Origin of the sequence: Staphylococcus sp. EG-SA-17, assembly GCF_017151845.1 — a bacterium.
Taxonomy (GTDB): domain Bacteria; phylum Bacillota; class Bacilli; order Staphylococcales; family Staphylococcaceae; genus Staphylococcus; species Staphylococcus aureus.
In genome coordinates this window covers 1-19,057 of sequence record NZ_JACVZO010000031.1, presented here as the reverse complement: position 1 = coordinate 19,057, position 19,057 = coordinate 1, and the positions used below count along the sequence as shown (strand labels likewise).

Here is a 19,057-nt window from a genome sequence, read left to right as displayed (position 1 = left end):
GATGGGATGATATTTTTAGGTTTAAAATACGACACCAGCAAACATCATAACTGTGATAGCTCATAAATCTCCACATATAGCTAATCTAAAAAAATAATACATCATTGGAATCAAGCCCCAAGCATGTAAATATTAAAAATCACAAAAGATATATGTAAAAAAGTTACAATTTGCATAATTAAATTGTGTCTAATTATTGACTAATTAAATTTTGCCAAATATAATATTAATTAATAATTTGAAATGATTAGCGTATACACTTTAAATTCTCTTTGGAGAATATATTTTTTAAATACAAATGTAAACGCTTTCTCGTCAAATTAAACAATAGAAAGGATGGTCATTATGAGTGCTTGGTTAAGTAAATTATTTGAGTTTATTCCTCGAATAATTATCAATTTGTTTATCTAAAATAAAAAAATAGAGGTGCTGACAATGATGAAAAGTCAAAATAAGTATAGTATTCGTAAATTTAGTGTAGGTGCATCTTCCATTTTAATAGCTACATTACTATTTTTAAGTGGTGGACAAGCACAAGCAGCTGAGAAGCAAGTGAATATGGGAAATTCACAGGAGGATACAGTTACAGCACAATCTATTGGGGATCAACAAACTAGGGAAAATGCTAATTATCAACGTGAAAACGGTGTTGACGAACAGCAACATACTGAAAATTTAACTAAGAACTTGCATAATGATAAAACAATATCAGAAGAAAATCATCGTAAAACAGATGATTTGAATAAAGATCAACTAAAGGATGATAAAAAATCATCGCGTAATAATAAAAATATTCAACGAGATACAACAAAAAATAACAATGCTAATCCTAGCGATGTAAATCAAGGGTTAGAACAGGCTATTAATGATGGCAAACAAAGTAAAGTGGCGTCACAGCAACAGTCAAAAGAGGCAGATAATAGTCAAGATTCAAACGCTAATAACAATCTACCTTCACAAAGTCGAACAAAGGAAGCACCATCATTAAATAAGTTAGATCAAACAAGTCAACGAGAAATTGTTAATGAGACAGAAATAGAGAAAGTACAACCACAACAAAATAATCAAGCGAATGATAAAATTACTAACTACAATTTTAACAATGAACAAGAAGTGAAACCTCAAAAAGACGAAAAAACACTATCAGTTTCAGATTTAAAAAACAATCAAAAATCACCAGTAGAACCAACAAAGGACAATGACAAGAAAAATGGATTAAATTTATTAAAAAGTAGTGCAGTAGCAACGTTACCAAACAAAGGGACAAAGGAACTTACTGCAAAAGCGAAAGATGATCAAACGAATAAAGTTGCCAAACAAGGGCAGTATAAAAATCAAGACCCTATCGTGTTAGTGCATGGTTTCAATGGATTTACAGATGATATTAATCCTTCAGTGTTAGCTCATTATTGGGGCGGTAATAAAATGAACATTCGCCAAGATTTAGAAGAAAATGGTTACAAAGCTTATGAAGCAAGTATAAGTGCTTTTGGAAGTAACTATGACCGCGCAGTTGAACTTTATTATTATATCAAAGGCGGTCGTGTAGATTATGGTGCAGCACATGCAGCAAAATATGGACATGAACGTTATGGAAAAACATACGAAGGAATTTACAAAGACTGGAAACCAGGACAGAAGGTACACCTAGTTGGACATAGTATGGGTGGTCAAACGATACGTCAACTAGAAGAATTACTGCGTAATGGTAGTCGTGAAGAAATAGAGTATCAAAAGAAACATGGTGGCGAAATTTCTCCACTATTCAAAGGTAATAATGACAATATGATTTCATCAATTACTACTTTAGGAACGCCACATAATGGAACGCATGCTTCAGATTTAGCTGGTAATGAAGCTTTAGTGAGACAAATTGTATTTGATATCGGTAAAATGTTTGGTAATAAAAACTCTAGAGTAGACTTCGGGTTGGCTCAATGGGGTCTAAAACAGAAGCCAAATGAATCATACATTGATTATGTCAAACGCGTTAAACAATCTAATTTATGGAAATCAAAAGATAATGGATTTTACGATCTGACGCGTGAGGGTGCAACAGATTTAAATCGTAAAACGTCGTTGAACCCTAACATTGTGTATAAAACATACACTGGTGAAGCAACGCACAAAGCATTAAATAGCGATAGACAAAAAGCAGACTTAAATATGTTTTTCCCATTTGTGATTACTGGTAACTTAATCGGTAAAGCTACTGAAAAAGAATGGCGAGAAAACGATGGTTTAGTATCCGTTATTTCTTCTCAGCATCCATTTAATCAAGCTTATACAAATGCGACGGATAAAATTCAAAAAGGCATTTGGCAAGTAACGCCTACAAAACATGATTGGGATCATGTTGATTTTGTCGGACAAGATAGTTCTGATACAGTGCGCACAAGAGAAGAATTACAAGATTTTTGGCATCATTTAGCAGACGATTTAGTGAAAACTGAAAAGGTGACTGATACTAAGCAAGCATAAGTTAAAAAGTAAAGGGAGGAATTAACAATGACTGCAGACTTCTTTCAATTAATCGGATCATTATTTAGAATTCTAAAAGAATTATTCAAGTAAAACCTTGGCGGGGCCCCAACAAAGAGAAATTGGATTCCCGATTTCTACAGACAATGCAAGTTGGCGGGGCCCCAACATAAAGAATTTCGAAAAGAAATTCTACAAACAATGCAAGTTGGGGTGGGACGACGAAATAAATTTTGCGAAAATATCATTTCTGCCCCACTCCCATTGGCATTTACGAAGTTTAAATGTGCAATTAGAATATATGTATAACAATATTAAACACGCGGTAAAACGAAGTCAGTCAATTCAAACTGATTTCGCCCACCGCGTGTTTTTAACATAGCTTAATGATTAATAAGCATTAATGTTCAATTTATATGGTTGTTTTCCAATAATAAACCTAAAGATATAGAATTCACGCAATATCATACCGACACCTATACATAATCCTAAAATGAATAGTAGTGATATCGCTAGAAAGACCATTGTATTATCCTCAAATATATTTGTATATGCAAACAATGAGTCTAGAATGATTGGATGTAATAAATAAATAAAGAATGAGAAAGCACTAATCATTTGAATCGTATTAAATAACATTGTTTTAAAATGCGTGCAAATACCCAAGATAACAATAAACATAATACTATTATATGGTGTTAATGAATATGAAAAGCTGGTAACATTCCAATAGTCTCCATTTGCTAACGCAATAAACACAAAATAAGTAGCTACAGCTAATACAATCATAATAACTAAATAACGTTCTAAGAAATTTAAAACACGTTCGTAGTTATAACCCATATATGCACCTAAGAAGAAATAAAAAATCCATCCGAATATTATAGTGTTTTCACTTAATGGATAATAGTGTAGCACGGTATCGTGAAACGCTGTGTTGTTCGTAAAGTAATATAAAAATGATTGCTGTAAAATAAAAGATAACAATAATAATATTTTACTATTGAATAGGTTATAGTTAATTTTAAAAATGATATAACTCAAAATAAAGAATTGCATGATAACAACGATAAAATAGCCATACCATTGACCTAATAGGACATTTTCAATGAATTGTTTATTGAAACTTGAATCTGTTAATAATGATTCACTATAACTGTAAAACAATCCCATTAATATGTAAGGAATAAGTATATATTTTACGCGTGTAGTTAAGTATCTATAGGTGACTTTTTGATAGTTTAAAGTCGTCAATAACTGCGACAAAATAATAAAACATGGTGTACCAAAAATGACAATATTACGAATATAGAACTGTAGTACTAAAGATCCTCCTTCCATATTCTCATGTTTTAAAGTAATTTGTGTTAATAAATGTGTAACAATAATAATTGCACATATAATAGCACGTAAATATACGAGTTCAAGTCTAATCTTTTTCATGGAATCCGTCCCATCTCTTAATTAAATGCTCAAAAGCATCATCACTAATTAGTATTCTAGGGATGTAATAATCATTGGAGTTCGGAGTGACTGCTTTTTCCTCTAATGAAAAACCGTATTTTAACCCAGCTTTTTTGATTACTGGTAATTTATCGTCATTCATCAAGCCATAAGGATAGGCTATAGTTTTCTGCGACTTTTTAAAGTTTTTAGTTAGATATTTTTCACTTTTGTTTAAATCTTTTATGATTGTAGCTTCAGAAGATTTCATTAATTTTGACTTATTATTTTTAGATAAGTTATGCAAATCGTGGGTATGTGTTTCAAATTCCCATAACCCAGTTTTATACATTTCTTTTAGTTCTTTTTTACTAATCATATCGAGGTTGTGAAAGTTTTCTTCCCCAACATGACCTGTGATAATAAACCCAGTTGCCGGTATTTTATATTTTTTTAAGATTGGATAAGCATTTTCATAAATAGTTTCATCCATATCATCAAAGTTAATCCATACACTTCGTTTTGGAAACTTACCTTTTTTCTTGTAATATAAAAATTCTTTCAAGGTTAAAAATTTAGCATCATGTGATTTTAGCCATTTTATTTGAGATTCAAATTGTGATTGACTAACACTATAATTTTTAATTTCTTTACTACTAGAAAAGAAATAAATAAAATTATTCAGAAAATTCGCTTTTCTTACACGGTGATAATTTAATGCCAGAGCACTATTTTCTTTATATTTCAGTTTTTTAGGTGAATCGTCATCTGCATTTGCAATATGATGACCATCCAGTGTGCTTACAGGCAATATGATCAAGATACTCAACACTAAAATTATTAATTTTCTATACTTCACGATTCTCTTCCTCTCTGCCATTTTTGAATCAATATGCTAATTGTAAAAAATACAAAAATGATAATCGCGAAAATGCCCATAGTTTCAAATATATCTAAAATTTCAGTATTTTCAATGTTTAAAGCAACACGTATTGTATTGATACTTTCGTCATGAATTTCAAATATAGTACCAATATAAACGAGTAGAACAACTAAACAATATATCCAAAAGACACACGATATAGCGATAAGTGCTGTTTCTCTTACAATATTTAGCGATGATTTTAGCGTTGGGTATTCCCTCTGTCTGGGCTTGACCATGTTGCGTAACCACCTTTCTTACGTTTTAATGCTTTTGGAAATGCGACAAGAACTACTGCTGCGTTAATAATCCAGTATACTGTCGGATACCAACTTACAAATATGAGTCCAGCCATATTCTTTTTCTCGTAGCGACTATCAATAAAGAGTGCGACTGTAAATTGAATAACGTTTATAAAAGTCATAGTAAATGATGATAGTAGAAATATTGAAAAACTATATGTCATAAATGTATAGTCTAAGAAGTTTGCTGTTATGAACAAATAGCCTAAATATAGAAGCACTATATATACCCATAAAATTGAGATGATTTGCTCAAACATCAAAATATATAAAGGAAACCTTTTCGTTTTCATTGTGCTAAAAAAGTCTCGTAGTAATACTTCGTGTCCCCCTTGAGCCCATCTCACGCGTTGCTTCCAAAGACCTCCCAATGTTTCTGGAACCAACATCCAACACATGGCAAGCGGTTCATACTTAATACGATATCCACGTAAATGCAATTTCCAAGAAACTGCAATATCTTCGGTAATCATATCAGTATCCCAGTAGCCAACGTCGACAACTGCACTTTTTTTAAATAGAGTGAAGACACCCGAAATAGTATTGACTGCGCCAGCAAGTGTCTGACTTCGCTTAATACAGCCAATTAAACTTGCATATTCTATCGTTTGAATTTTACCTAAAATAGAACTCTTATTTCGAATTCTAGGATTACCTGTAACTGCACCAAGTTTTGGATCATGTTTGAAATTCTCAATCATATAATATGGTGCATCTTGATCAACGATAGTATCTGCATCCAAGCACATTACATAATCATATGAAGCCTGTTTAATGCCTTGATTGAGTGCGTTGGCTTTACCTCTGTTTTCTTGTAAATCGACGAAAATAAAGTCATTATTTTCTTTGATTTTATAGATGAGTTCTGCTGTATTATCTGAACTTCCATCATTAATGATAATAATTTCTTTTTTCTCGTATTTGAGTGCAAGAACATTAGACAACGTATCTTCAATCGTTTCACTTTCGTTATAACAGGCAAGTAAAAATGTAATGCCTTCTAATTCATCCACATTTATGTCAGGCTTCTTGTTCAATGAATATCTAATTTCTCTGGTAAAATAGAAATAAATTGAACCGACAATCCAGTAAATAGACATAAATACAGGATAAAAAAGCAAAAAGTTAAAAAATTGCAATTTCTTTACCTACCTTTCGTTAGTTAGGTTGTAAGCCATATGGTAATTGATAGTATTTTAATTTGCAATAGATTGTTGTTATAATTAAACGGAAATATTTGTAATTGCAACTTAATTTTCCTGTAACATAGTGTGATTAATTTTCAGTAGGGGGGTTTTAAAAATTGAAGGATAAGATTATTGATAACGCAATAACCTTATTTTCAGAGAAGGGGTATGGCGGTACAACACTTGATGATATAGCTAAAAGTGTAAATATAAAAAAAGCGAGCTTATATTACCATTTTGACTCGAAAAAAAGTATTTACGAACAAAGTGTTAAATGTTGTTTTGATTACCTTAATAATATTATTATGATGAATCAAAATAAATCGAACTATTCAATTGATGCTTTATATCAATTCTTATTTGAGTTTATTTTCGACATCGAAGAAAGGTATATTAGAATGTACGTTCAATTATCTAATACGCCTGAGGAATTTTCTGGAAATATTTACGGACAAATACAAGATTTAAATCAATCATTAAGTAAAGAGATAGCAAAATTCTATGATGAATCAAAGATAAAGATGACAAAAGAAGACTTTCAGAATTTAATATTGCTGTTTCTTGAAAGTTGGTATTTGAAAGCATCTTTTTCGCAAAAATTTGGAGCAGTGGAAGAAAGTAAAAGTCAATTCAAAGATGAAGTGTATTCGCTACTAAATATATTTTTGAAGAAATAATTTTTGTTACTAGTTTGTAATAATTAACTTACTTTTGTAAAAAAAGACATGAGATTATTTTTTTAAATCTATATAAAGTTGACAATACAACTCGAAATTGAGAATATTAAGATGTATATGAATTTTATAAATTAAATGCAATACATTAATATAAATATCAATTGTTGCAAAATACGATTTGTTCAATGATTTGATAATAATATTCTTTATATTTGTGAATGGTTAAGTTTGTCTTTGAAAATATTATAAAAGTGTAATGTTCCCCTGAAAAGAATAAGTTGTCATCTAATTACAGGAAATCCGTATAAATTAGATGAAATGGAAAGTAATAATTAATAATTTATTGATAAGCGCCTATGTGATGGTAAATCATGACATAGGCGCTCATTTTTTATAAGTTTAAAATGTAAATAAAAATTATATAAATTACCCACATCTTTTTAAAAGGTGTGGGCTTTATTATCATTAACCCAATTCACAGTGACGGATTACGCAAGGTATTGAACTACCGAGTACGGGCACGCTCGGTGTTGTAAAGAGCAAATAATTAAGTAATGATGATGCTTCTACTCGATTATAAGAAAGCCATGATAGAGTACGATGGTATCTAGATTTATTATTAATAGGTTTGGATATTTAAAGTTGGACAATATTATATCTTGAGCAAAAATATAAATAAGTTATACATAATGCCCAAGAATCATGATATAATTTTAAACGATAAAATATTTATATAAATAATTAGAGAAAATGTAGTTGTGTATGTTTTGTGGTCGTTAAACTAGATACAATTGTCCGATTTATAAAACATACATAATGAATACAATGATTGATTATGTGGAGGAAACCATGAAAGAAAAGTTTGATTTAGTAAAACTATTAAATATTCTAAAGAAGAATATTAAATTATTGCTTATTTTACCGGCAATATGTCTTGTAGTAAGTGCGGCATTAACCTTTTTTGTTATGCCTGACAAATATACTGCTTCTACTCAAATATTAGTGAACATGAAAAAGTCCTCAAGTGATTTAGCTTTCCAAAATGTTCAAAGTAGTTTGCAGTCTGTTAATACATATACGGAAATTATCAAAAGTCCAAGAATTCTAGATAAAGTATCTAGAGAGTTTGATGGCCAGTATTCAACAGCTGAGTTGAATTCGTTTTTAAAAGTAACCAATCAAACAAACTCTCAAATTATTACTGTATCAGTTACAACTGGGAATAAATCTGAATCTGACAAAATTGTTAATAAAATATCTAAAGTTTTTGCTCATGACATGCCTAAAATTATGAGTGTTGATAATGTTACGATACTTTCCTCAGCGCATGATAATGCTGTAAAAGTATCTCCGATAGTCTCTGTCAACTTAGTGATCAGCATCATTGTTGGTATTGTTTTAGCAATATTGATTATTTTCTTAAAAGAACTATTAGATAAGCGTATTAAGACGGAAGAAGATGTTGAATCGCAACTAGGATTACCTATTTTAGGTTCAATACAAAAATTTTAATTTACGAGGAATTACCATGACGAATACACGAAGAAGTACATCAAGTTTAATTGTCCATGAACAACCAAAGTCACCTATTAGCGAGAAATTTCGAGGCATAAGATCAAATATTATGTTTGCAAATCCTGACAGTGCAGTTCAAAGCATTGTAATCACTTCAGAGGCACCAGGCGCAGGTAAGTCTACAATTGCAGCAAATTTAGCAGTTGCATATGCACAAGCAGGTTATAAAACATTAATCGTAGATGGGGATATGCGTAAACCTACGCAGCACTATATTTTTAATTTACCAAACAATGAAGGCCTATCAAGTTTATTGCTAAATTGGTCAACTTATCAAGACAGTATTATCTCAACTGAAATTGAAGATTTAGACGTCCTGACGTCTGGACCGATTCCGCCAAACCCATCAGAGTTAATCACATCAAGAGCATTTGCAAATTTGTATGACACATTATTGATGAATTATAACTTTGTTATTATCGATACGCCGCCAGTGAACACAGTTACAGATGCGCAATTATTTTCAAAGTTTACCGGCAATGTTGTCTACGTAGTTAATTCGGAAAATAATAATAAAGATGAAGTTAAAAAAGGAAAAGAACTTATTGAAGCAACAGGTGCTAAATTATTAGGTGTAGTCTTAAATAGAATGCCTAAAGATAAAAGTGCTAGTTACTATGCATATTATGGGACTGATGAATCATGATTGATATTCATAACCATATATTAGTTGATATAGATGATGGTCCTAAAACAATTGAAAAGAGTATTGCACTATTAAAGCAAGCTAAGGATGAAGGTGTAACAAGTATTGTAGCGACACCTCATCATTTGCATCCGAGATATGATAATACATTTCAACAAGTGCTTGTGAAATTGGCGGAGTTAAGAACGCATCCAGAAGTTCAAGCATTGGATATTAAATTATTTCCCGGGCAAGAAATTAGAATTACAGATTCGATTCTGCAAGGCTTAGATAATGGTAGTATTCAAGGTATTAATCGTTCGAAATATTTATTAATTGAATTTCCAACGGGCGAAGTACCACATTATACAAAACAATTGTTTTTTGAAATACAATCGAGAGGTTACATACCAATCATTGCACATCCTGAAAGAAATAGAAGTATCGCCAAAAATCCAGAAATATTATATGAACTTGTTGCAAATGGGGCATTGAGTCAATTAACATCGAGTTCTTTAGTTGGTGGATTTGGAAAAAACATTCAAAAGTTATCATTACAATTTATAGAATGTAATTTGGCTCATTTTGTAGCTTCAGATGCACATTCATGTGACCAAAGACCATTTTTGATGCAAGAATTATTTCACAATCATAAATTGAAGAAATATTCGAATGACATTGAAGCATTACTTCGAAATGCCAGTTCAGTAATCAATGATAATTTTGTTTATTTAGACAGACCGACTAAGCCAGGAAAAGTGAAGTCGTTTTTGAAATGGTTTTAACTAAATATATTTTTTCGAATTAGACTGGTATACATGTACCAGTCTTTTTGAGTATGCTTAAAATGAATTATAATCATGATTATTTGCTAATTCGTATAAAACAACTTGTCTAATTGATTAAGGCGAATGGCTTTTAATAAAAAGACTCGTTTTTTATAGTGAAGGTAGCTTGAAAATAATGAATATAAAGATGAAGGTATTACTTTTGATATATAGGGCTAAGGAAGTGTTTTTATGGTATTAAGAAAAGTAACCATGCAGGACTTAGATCAAATTATTGCACTTGAAAATATTGGTTTTTCACCGGAAGAAGCTGCAACACCAGAGGCATTGAAATTGAGAATTGAACAAATTCAAGAAACTTTTATTGTAGCTGAAAAGAATGATGAAGTAATTGGATACATCAATGGTCCAGTCATAAAAGAGCGTTACATTAGCGATGATTTATTTAAAAATGTCTCCACAAATAATAGTGAAGGTGGCTATATTAGTGTGTTAGGTCTTGTTGTAGCACCAAATTATCAAGGTCAGGGTATTGCAGGTCGCTTACTAAACTATTTTGAAAATCTTGCTAAGAATCAACATCGACATGGTGTAACGTTAACATGTCGAGAATCATTAATTTCTTTTTATGAAAAATATGGGTATCGTAATGAAGGTGTATCAGAATCATGTCATGGCGGTATTAAATGGTATAACCTTGTTAAAAATATAAAAAAGGATGATGAGGTGTAAATATGGCAGTTGTTTATGTAGCAGGAGGATGTTTATGGGGTGTTGAAACATTTTTTGCAACAATACCTGGAATTATACATACAGAAGCAGGAAGAGCAAATGGAAGAAGCTCTAAATTAGACGGTCCGTATGATGGTTATGCTGAATGTGTCAAACTTCATTTCGATGATCGTATGTTAACAATTACAGACATTATGAATTATTTATTTGAAATCATTGATCCTTACAGTGTGAATCAACAAGGAAATGATATTGGAGAAAAGTATCGAACGGGTTTATATAGTTGTGTAGATGACCACTTAATTGAAGCGCGTCAGTTCATTGAACGACGTAAAGACAGAGATCAAATTGCAGTGGAAGTCTTACCGCTGTCTAACTACATTAAAAGTGCTGAAGAACATCAGCAACATTTAGAAAAATATCCAGAAGATATGCATATGTGTCATATTTCAAAAGATTTGCTAAATAAATACAAGTGATTTTCAGAGGAGAATAGATGTTTAAATTAACCAAAATCGGAGAAATACCTAGATATACTTAGAAAAGAGGTAGGTATTATGTATACGTTTGATGCACAATCATTAACTGCTAGAGAAAACTATAAATTATTAATTGGTTCAATTATTCCACGACCTATAGCATTTGTTACAACATTAAATCAAGATGCATCAGTAAATGCAGCACCATTTAGCTTTTTTAATATTGTTAATAACCATCCGCCAATGATTGCTATTGCAGTTCAACGTGCAGGAGGTAAGAGAAAAGATACTGCATTGAATATAGAACGGACTGGAGACTTTGTTGTGCATATTACAGACGAAGATAATGTTCAAGATATTAATGAGACTGCAGCGCCGTTAGCATATGGAGACAGTGAGTTGAGTCGTACAAAATTATCACTTTTAACATCTACAACGATTAAGACGCCAGGAATTAAAGACGCGAAAATGAGATTCGAATGTAAACTATCGCAAATGATATTGCTTGGAGATGTATTAGATGGGGCTGACTTAATAATAGGCGAAATTGTAACTTATCATATTGATGACAGTATTTATGAGGGTGATTTTAAAATCAATCCACACGCATTACAGGCTGTTTCTCGTTTAGCCGGAAATGATTATGCTAAATTAGGAGGATTATTTACAATAGATAGACCTGAAAAATAACAAAACACATGCTATAGCGGTGTACCGTTTATGAATTGAATCAAAAGTACACAGGTGCTAAAGTATGTGCTTCTAAAATGAAGACTATTTTTTATTACAAGAAAATGTATCTAGTAAACTTAAAGTAGCAAGACCTAATAAATCTAATGCATGTTGTGCACCTTTTTTACCTTGGCCAGCTTCGAAATGTTTGTAAGTAGCTACACTTAAAATACCTATTGTTGATAGCGAAGCAATGCGAGAAATGTTTTTATTGATAAAGCTAGCTGAGTATAAAGCAGCAGTAGTTGCTTCTGCAATGCCGACGTATTTTACAAGTTCTTTTTGCAAGCCAAAAGTATGCTCAAACAGTTCAATCATACCCTTATCTTCTTGCAATTTAGGTTTACTGGCTTGGTATAGCTCTTTCGCAAGTTTTAAATTGGTCACGTAACGTAAAATCATATTTAATTCCTCCCAATATTTGGATTTTTGTGAAAGATAATTACTTTATCATTTTACCCGTTTCTTCAAAAATGAATCTCTTATGTAACATGTGTAGTTCAGGAATATTTGCTATGGAAATATAATTCTATTCACTCAAAATATATGAATTTAATGTGTGGTTTTATCGAGTTGCTCTTTTAATTTGGTTAGATTGTTTTTTAGAGAAGCGGTACTATTTTTAAGTGCATCAACAGATTTACCTTCGTTTTGAGACATTGCGTTTATAACAGCATGAAGTTCAGTTTCTAACATGTCTGCGTCACCTTTAGCATTAGAACTTAATACTTTAATATCTCTTAAAAGGCTATCTGATAGTAGTGCATTTTTGCCAGTCACCAATTTCGAATTGTAATTCCAAGCACTGCTTAATTCAATAGCATCTAAATCGGTTATATGATTATTTGTTCTCATCATACTTTCCTCCCTCGTTGGAAATTACATTAGTATCCGATTTTAAACGGCCATTTCCATCTACCATTGACGGGGAAATATCATCTTTATAAAACTGTACAAATTTTGTGCTAGGATATGATTGCATAACGTCATTTATAGATTTTTGAAGGTTCCAAGCATAGTTTTTTACTGTTTCTCTATTTTTTTCTTTATCATAATAAGCAATGAACTCTGATTTCATATTTTTTTGTATTTGAGGATATTTATTAATCAAAGATTGTAATTGTTGATTAAACGCTTCTCCTTTTAAGTGCATAACAGGTTTGAATTCTTGTTTAAACTTTTTTAAGTCATCGATACTGTCTGTGTTGAAATTCAAAAATTGTTTAGTAACACCATTGAATTCTTGCTTCTTTTGAAGTTTTTTATTCATGGCATAATAACCATTTTTCTCAACTTCTGATTTGAATTTTAATCGAGCTTGTTCAATTTCATGTTCATAACGTTTGTACATCATGGCTGCAACTGCCGCTGATGTTTCATTTATATGACCAGGTGTAAATGTTGAAATAGTTATGCCATTTCCAGACTCAACAAAAAGTAATTGGAGTTGAATATGATTGATGTGCATAATAAGGTTCGCATAATTTTTCTCATATCTTCATTAGCTCCTTTGTATTAGCTGTTTTTTCAGTTGATAGGCAAATTATACAAAAACTAAAATATTGTTATTCAATATTATTATAAACTAATCATGATTGAAGTAACTATAATTAATTAAATTTACAAAAAGATATCATAAATATTAATTGCATAAATCTTTATCTGAAATTTTCGAATCAAGAACGCAAATTATAAGAAACCACGTCATATATAGTTTCTACTTATAAATAAATTGATTATTTATATTAGACGCTTATGTAAAGAGGGCGTAACCTTAAATGTAATTACTAATAAGGGGTGAGGATAGAATGAATTATTCGCCGAAGCAAGGTGTAAGGAGTCATGGCTTACCACACGATCCATTTAAAAGTAGTACAGTACCACGTCCAATAGGGTGGATCTCTACTGTATCGAAAGATGGGAAAGATAATTTAGCACCTTATAGTCAGTATCAAAACTTAACTTGGGATCCGCCTATGGTTATGTTCGCAGCAAATCAATCCGTTCTTGGTGATCACGAACGTAAAGATACAGTGAAAAATGCTGAAGAGACAGGGTGGTTTGTGTGGAATATGGCAACGTATGATTTAAGAGAAGCAGTTAATTTATCGTCGAAGGCACTACCACCTGAAGAGGATGAATTTGAATATGCAGGTGTGACGAAAGAAGCATGTATAGAAGCACCAGGTTATCGAGTCAAAGAATCGCCAGTACATTTTGAATGTGAGTACGTTCAAACGATTCGTATTCCGACAGGAGACCTTGTATCAACAGTTGATATTGTTATAGGAAGAGTTGCTCAGGTTCATATTGACGATAAGGTCATTCTTGATAATGGTAAATTAGACATTAAGTCGATTAAACCTATTGCGAGGTTAGGATATTATGATTACACGGTTGTGAATGAAATATTTGAAATGAAAGCACCATCAGCTTCTAAAGAAGAGCTTGCAGGTTTAGAAGGAAGAAATTTTGATAATCAATCAGATGACAAGGAATAATGAATTCAATCATTTTCAATACATCGAAACTACACGTTGAAATTAGTTTCGATGTATTTTTATATTTCAAAACCGGGAAGCGATATGTCGCTATATTTATAATTTTAAAGAATAATTTTTTAGAAATTCATATATATAACACTAGGTTTATTGAAAATATATTGATATTACTTTAATATTAAAGATGTATTATAAATATAATATTTATCTTTTAGTTGTAAATTGACTATTAATGAATAAAAGGTGGATGATAAATACATTTTAATAAAAAGAAGTTTTTACCAAATAAATAAAAGATGTCCAAGATGATAAGCATTGATTTCAAAATTATATAAACATAATAAGGCATATTATTCAGAATATAGTTAAAAAATTATACTAAATCCCACACAATAAAGAAAGCGATTTCATCAAAGAATATACTTTTGGAAAAATTGGATTTTGACAAATTAAGTATTTTTTATTTGAAAAAAGAGTTGTATTAAATTGAATAGTGGCATATATTATAATCTAATGAATGTAAAGATAATACAAAGAGTTATTACATGAGCAAAAGACAGAAAGAATTTCATGACAGCTTAGCAAACGAAAAAACAAGAGTAAGACTTTATAAATCTGGAAAAAATTGGGTAAAATCCGGTATTAAAGAAATAGAAATGTTCAAAATAATGGGACTACCATTTATTAGTCATAGTATAGTGAGTCAAGATAATCAAAGCATTAGTAAAAAAATGACTGGATACGGACTGAAAACGACGGCGGTTATTGGTGGTGCATTCACGGTAAACATGTTGCATGACCAGCAAGCTTTTGCGGCTTCTGATGCACCATTAACATCTGAATTAAATACACAAAGTGAAACAGTAGGTAATCAAAACTCAACGACAATCGAAGCATCAACATCAACAGCCGATTCCACAAGCGTAACGAAAAATAGTAGTTCGGTACAAACATCAAATAGTGACACAGTCTCAAGTGAAAAGTCTGAAAATGTCACTTCGACAACTAATAGTACAAGTAATCAACAAGAAAAATTAACATCTACATCAGAATCAACATCCTCAAAGAATACTACATCAAGTTCTGATACTAAATCTGTAGCTTCAACTTCAAGTACAGAACAACAAACTAATATATCAACAAATCAAAGCACTGCATCAAATACTACTTCACAAAGCACAGCGCCAGCTTCAACCCATTTAAAACAAACTAGCACAACGTCAACCAGCACAGCACCTGTCAAACTTCGAACTTTCAGTCGATTAGCTATGTCAACCTTTGCATCAGCTGCGACGACAACCGCATTAACTGCTAATACAATTACAGTTAATAAAGATAACTTAAAACAATATATGACAACTTCAGGTAATGCCACTTATGACCAAAGTACAGGGGTCGTAACGTTAACGCAGGATGCATATAGCCAAAAAGGTGCTATTACATTAGGAACACGTATTGACTCTAATAAGAGTTTTCATTTTTCTGGAAAAGTAAATTTAGGTAATAAATACGAAGGTAATGGAAATGGTGGAGATGGTATCGGCTTTGCCTTTTCGCCAGGTGTATTAGGTGAAACAGGGTTAAACGGTGCCGCAGTAGGTATTGGTGGCCTAAGTAACGCATTTGGCTTCAAATTGGATACGTATCACAATACATCTAAACCAAATTCAGCTGCAAAGGCGAATGCTGACCCATCTAGTGTTGCTGGTGGAGGTGCGTTTGGTGCCTTTGTTACAACAGATAGTACTGGCGTTGCGACAACGTACACATCAAGTTCAACAGCTGATAATGCTGCAAAGTTAAAAGTTCAACCTACAAACAACACGTTCCAAAATTTTGATATTACTTATAATGGTGATACAAAGGTTATGACTGTCACGTATGCAGGTCAAACATGGACACGTAATATTTCAGATTGGATTGCAAAAAGTGGTACGACCAACTTTTCATTATCAATGACAGCCTCAACAGGTGGCGCGACAAATTTACAACAAGTACAATTTGGAACATTTGAATATACAGAGTCTGCTGTTACACAAGTGAGATACGTTGATGTAACAACAGGTAAAGATATTATTCCACCAAAAACATATTCAGGAAATGTTGATCAAGTCGTGACAATCGATAATCAACAATCTGCATTGACTGCTAAAGGATATAATTACACATCTGTCGATAGTTCATATGCATCAACTTATAATGATACAAATAAAACTGTAAAAATGACGAATGCTGGACAATCAGTGACATATTACTTTACTGATGTAAAAGCACCAACTGTAACTGTAGGCAATCAAACCATTGAAGTGGGTAAAACAATGAATCCTATTGTGTTGACTACAACGGATAATGGTACAGGGACTGTGACAAATACAGTTACAGGATTACCAAGCGGATTAAGTTATGATAGTGCAACGAATTCAATCATTGGGACACCAACAAAAATTGGTCAATCAACAGTGACAGTAGTATCTACTGACCAAGCAAATAACAAATCGACGACAACTTTTACAATAAATGTTGTGGATACGACAGCACCAACAGTGACGCCAATAGGAGATAAATCATCAGAAGTTTTTTCTCCAATATCACCGATTAAAATTGCTACGCAGGACAATAGTGGTAATGCAGTAACAAATACAGTCACAGGATTGCCGTCTGGACTAACATTCGATAGTACAAATAATACCATTAGTGGTACACCAACAAACATTGGTACAAGTACTATAACAATCGTTTCTACAGATGCGAGCGGTAACAAAACGACGACAACTTTTAAATATGAAGTAACAAGAAATAGTATGAGTGATTCCGTATCAACATCGGGAAGTACCCAACAATCACAAAGTGTGTCAACAAGTAAAGCTGACTCACAAAGTGCATCAACGAGTACATCAGGATCGATTGTGGTATCTACATCAGCTAGTACCTCGAAATCGACAAGTGTAAGCCTATCTGATTCTGTGAGTGCATCTAAGTCATTAAGCACATCTGAAAGTAATAGTGTATCAAGCTCAACAAGCACAAGTTTAGTGAATTCACAAAGTGTATCATCAAGCATGTCAGGTTCAGTTAGTAAATCAACATCATTAAGCGATTCTATTTCGAACTCTAGCAGTACTGAAAAATCCGAAAGTCTATCAACAAGTACATCTGATTCATTGCGTACATCAACATCTTTAAGTGATTCAGTAAGCATGAGTACATCAGGAAGCTTGTTTAAGTCACAAAGCTTATCAACAAGTACATCCGATTCGGCTAGTACTTCACAATCGGTAAGTGATAGTACATCAAATTCAATTAGTACGTCAGAATCATTGAGTGAGTCAGTTAGTACATCAGAATCTATAAGTATTTCTAATAGCATTTCGAATTCAGTGAGTGCATCAACAAGCAAATCGGAATCACAAAGTACATCAATATCATTAAGTACAAGCGATTCTAAATCGATGAGTACATCAGAATCATTAAGCGATTCAACGAGCACAAGTGATTCGGTATCTGGATCATTAAGTGTAGCAGGGTCACAAAGTGTCTCAACAAGCACATCAGACTCAATGAGCACGTCTGAAATGATAAGCGATTCTATGAGTACAAGTGGATCATTAGCTGCATCAGACAGTAAATCAATGTCTGTAAGTAGTTCGATGAGCACTTCTCAGTCAGTTAGTACATCAGAATCATTAAGTGATTCGATAAGTACATCGGATTCTGACAGTAAGTCATTATCATTAAGTACTAGTCAATCAGGTTCAACAAGTACATCAACGTCGACAAGTGCTTCAGTACGTATGTCGGAATCACAAAGTATGTCTGGTTCAATGAGTGCAAGTCAATCCGATTCAACGAGCATATCAACGTCGTTTAGTGATTCAACAAGTGATAGCAAATCAGCATCAACGGCCTCAAGTGAATCAGTATCACAAAGTGTCTCAACAAGTACATCTGGTTCGGTGAGTACTTCGACATCGCTAAGTACTAGTAGTTCAGAACGCACATCAACATCATTGAGTGCTTCGACAAGTTTAAGCACATCAGAGTCTGGTTCAACGAGCGACTCAACGTCGACGAGCGATTCTATCAGTGAAGCGATATCTGGTTCAGAGAGTACGTCTATATCATTAAGTGAATCAACGAGTACCAGTGATTCAGAATCACAAAGTGCATCTGCTTTTTTAAGTGAATCATTGAGTGAAAGCACATCCGAATCAACATCAGAGTCATTAAGTGGCTCAACAAGCGATAGTATGTCTTTATCGGATAGTAATTCTGAATCTGGTAGCACATCAACATCATTAAGTAATTCAACAAGTGGTAGTACGTCCATTTCAACATCAACAAGTAATAGTGCATCAACGTCAACGTTTAAGAGCGAGAGTGTCTCAACATCATTGAGCACATCAACGAGTACAAGTGTGTCAAATTCAACAAGCGCATCGACATCATTAAGTGATTCAGCAAGTGGTAGCAAGTCCAATTCACTAAGTGCATCAATGTCGACAAGTGATTCAATCAGTACAAGAAAATCAGAGTCATTAAGTGCATCGACATCATTAAGCGGTTCAACGAGTGAGAGTGAATCCGGCTCAACATCATCAAGTGAAAGTAAATCT

At 32.5% G+C, this 19,057-nt stretch carries 16 protein-coding genes and 1 pseudogene; 10 read left to right on the top strand and 7 right to left on the bottom strand.

The window, feature by feature from the left end; all coding sequences use genetic code 11:
* Positions 1-438: 438 nt before the first annotated feature.
* A complete protein-coding gene (lip1, locus tag IDG65_RS11915; RefSeq protein WP_075583711.1) occupies positions 439-2,481 on the top strand; it encodes a YSIRK domain-containing triacylglycerol lipase Lip1 in 2,043 nt (680 codons plus the stop codon).
* Between the two features lie 390 nt (positions 2,482-2,871).
* On the opposite strand, the gene icaC is transcribed toward lip1, so the two are convergent.
* From icaC to icaA, 4 genes are read right to left on the bottom strand one after another with little or no spacing between them, the layout of a single operon-like run.
* Complete coding sequence (gene icaC / locus IDG65_RS11910; protein ID WP_000723840.1) at positions 2,872-3,924, bottom strand: polysaccharide intercellular adhesin biosynthesis/export protein IcaC; 1,053 nt, start codon at positions 3,922-3,924, stop codon at positions 2,872-2,874.
* On the bottom strand, positions 3,911-4,783 hold the full coding sequence (gene icaB / locus IDG65_RS11905; RefSeq protein ID WP_000877372.1) for an intercellular adhesin biosynthesis polysaccharide N-deacetylase: 873 nt from the start codon (positions 4,781-4,783) through the stop codon (positions 3,911-3,913). The genes icaC and icaB overlap by 14 nt, the downstream gene beginning before the upstream one ends.
* Entirely contained in the window at positions 4,780-5,085 is a 306-nt protein-coding gene (icaD, locus tag IDG65_RS11900) for an intracellular adhesion protein IcaD (protein WP_000240580.1), read from the bottom strand. The genes icaB and icaD overlap by 4 nt, the downstream gene beginning before the upstream one ends.
* Positions 5,049-6,287 carry a poly-beta-1,6 N-acetyl-D-glucosamine synthase IcaA gene (gene icaA / locus IDG65_RS11895; protein ID WP_001159430.1) on the bottom strand — a complete coding sequence of 413 codons (1,239 nt, stop codon included), beginning with the start codon at positions 6,285-6,287 and terminating at the stop codon, positions 5,049-5,051. Before icaA ends, icaD begins: the two co-directional genes overlap by 37 nt.
* 164 nt (positions 6,288-6,451) lie before the next feature.
* Between icaA and icaR the strand changes: the two genes are divergently transcribed.
* From icaR to IDG65_RS11860, 7 genes are all read left to right on the top strand, one after another.
* Positions 6,452-7,012, top strand: coding sequence for an ica operon transcriptional regulator IcaR (gene icaR, locus IDG65_RS11890; protein WP_061385131.1), 561 nt, complete (start codon positions 6,452-6,454; stop codon positions 7,010-7,012).
* 849 nt (positions 7,013-7,861) lie between these two features.
* Positions 7,862-8,524: a Wzz/FepE/Etk N-terminal domain-containing protein gene (locus IDG65_RS11885; protein WP_000659675.1), complete on the top strand. Its 663-nt coding sequence runs from the start codon at positions 7,862-7,864 to the stop codon at positions 8,522-8,524.
* 16 nt (positions 8,525-8,540) lie between these two features.
* On the top strand, positions 8,541-9,233 hold the full coding sequence (locus tag IDG65_RS11880; protein WP_000185861.1) for a polysaccharide biosynthesis tyrosine autokinase: 693 nt from the start codon (positions 8,541-8,543) through the stop codon (positions 9,231-9,233).
* On the top strand, positions 9,230-9,997 hold the full coding sequence (locus IDG65_RS11875; protein WP_000565312.1) for a tyrosine-protein phosphatase: 768 nt from the start codon (positions 9,230-9,232) through the stop codon (positions 9,995-9,997). The genes IDG65_RS11880 and IDG65_RS11875 overlap by 4 nt, the downstream gene beginning before the upstream one ends.
* Before the next feature lie 234 nt (positions 9,998-10,231).
* On the top strand, positions 10,232-10,732 hold the full coding sequence (locus IDG65_RS11870; RefSeq protein WP_000244283.1) for a GNAT family N-acetyltransferase: 501 nt from the start codon (positions 10,232-10,234) through the stop codon (positions 10,730-10,732).
* Positions 10,733-10,734: 2 nt separating this feature from the next.
* Positions 10,735-11,211, top strand: a complete 477-nt coding sequence (locus tag IDG65_RS11865; RefSeq protein WP_000301944.1) for a peptide-methionine (S)-S-oxide reductase — start codon at positions 10,735-10,737, stop codon at positions 11,209-11,211.
* A 78-nt stretch (positions 11,212-11,289) separates the two neighbouring features.
* Entirely contained in the window at positions 11,290-11,901 is a 612-nt protein-coding gene (locus tag IDG65_RS11860) for a flavin reductase family protein (RefSeq protein ID WP_000287921.1), read from the top strand.
* 84 nt (positions 11,902-11,985) lie between these two features.
* Here IDG65_RS11860 and IDG65_RS11855 read toward each other — a convergent pair whose 3' ends face one another.
* The 3 genes and pseudogenes from IDG65_RS11855 to IDG65_RS11845 all read right to left on the bottom strand — a co-directional run.
* A complete protein-coding gene (locus tag IDG65_RS11855) occupies positions 11,986-12,345 on the bottom strand; it encodes a hypothetical protein (protein WP_000603491.1) in 360 nt (119 codons plus the stop codon).
* Positions 12,346-12,495: 150 nt separating this feature from the next.
* Positions 12,496-12,798, bottom strand: coding sequence for a hypothetical protein (locus tag IDG65_RS11850; protein ID WP_001260040.1), 303 nt, complete (start codon positions 12,796-12,798; stop codon positions 12,496-12,498).
* Positions 12,785-13,393: pseudogene (locus IDG65_RS11845) on the bottom strand (hypothetical protein); the annotation flags it as partial. The pseudogene IDG65_RS11845 and the gene IDG65_RS11850, both read right to left, overlap by 14 nt.
* 358 nt (positions 13,394-13,751) lie before the next feature.
* Between IDG65_RS11845 and IDG65_RS11840 the strand changes: the two are divergent.
* Together IDG65_RS11840 and sasA are read left to right on the top strand one after the other, a co-directional pair.
* Entirely contained in the window at positions 13,752-14,444 is a 693-nt protein-coding gene (locus tag IDG65_RS11840) for a flavin reductase family protein (protein WP_001109871.1), read from the top strand.
* Positions 14,445-14,989: 545 nt separating this feature from the next.
* A partial coding sequence (sasA, locus tag IDG65_RS11835) for a serine-rich repeat glycoprotein adhesin SasA (protein ID WP_206174113.1) occupies positions 14,990-19,057 on the top strand: 4,068 nt, incomplete at its 3' end.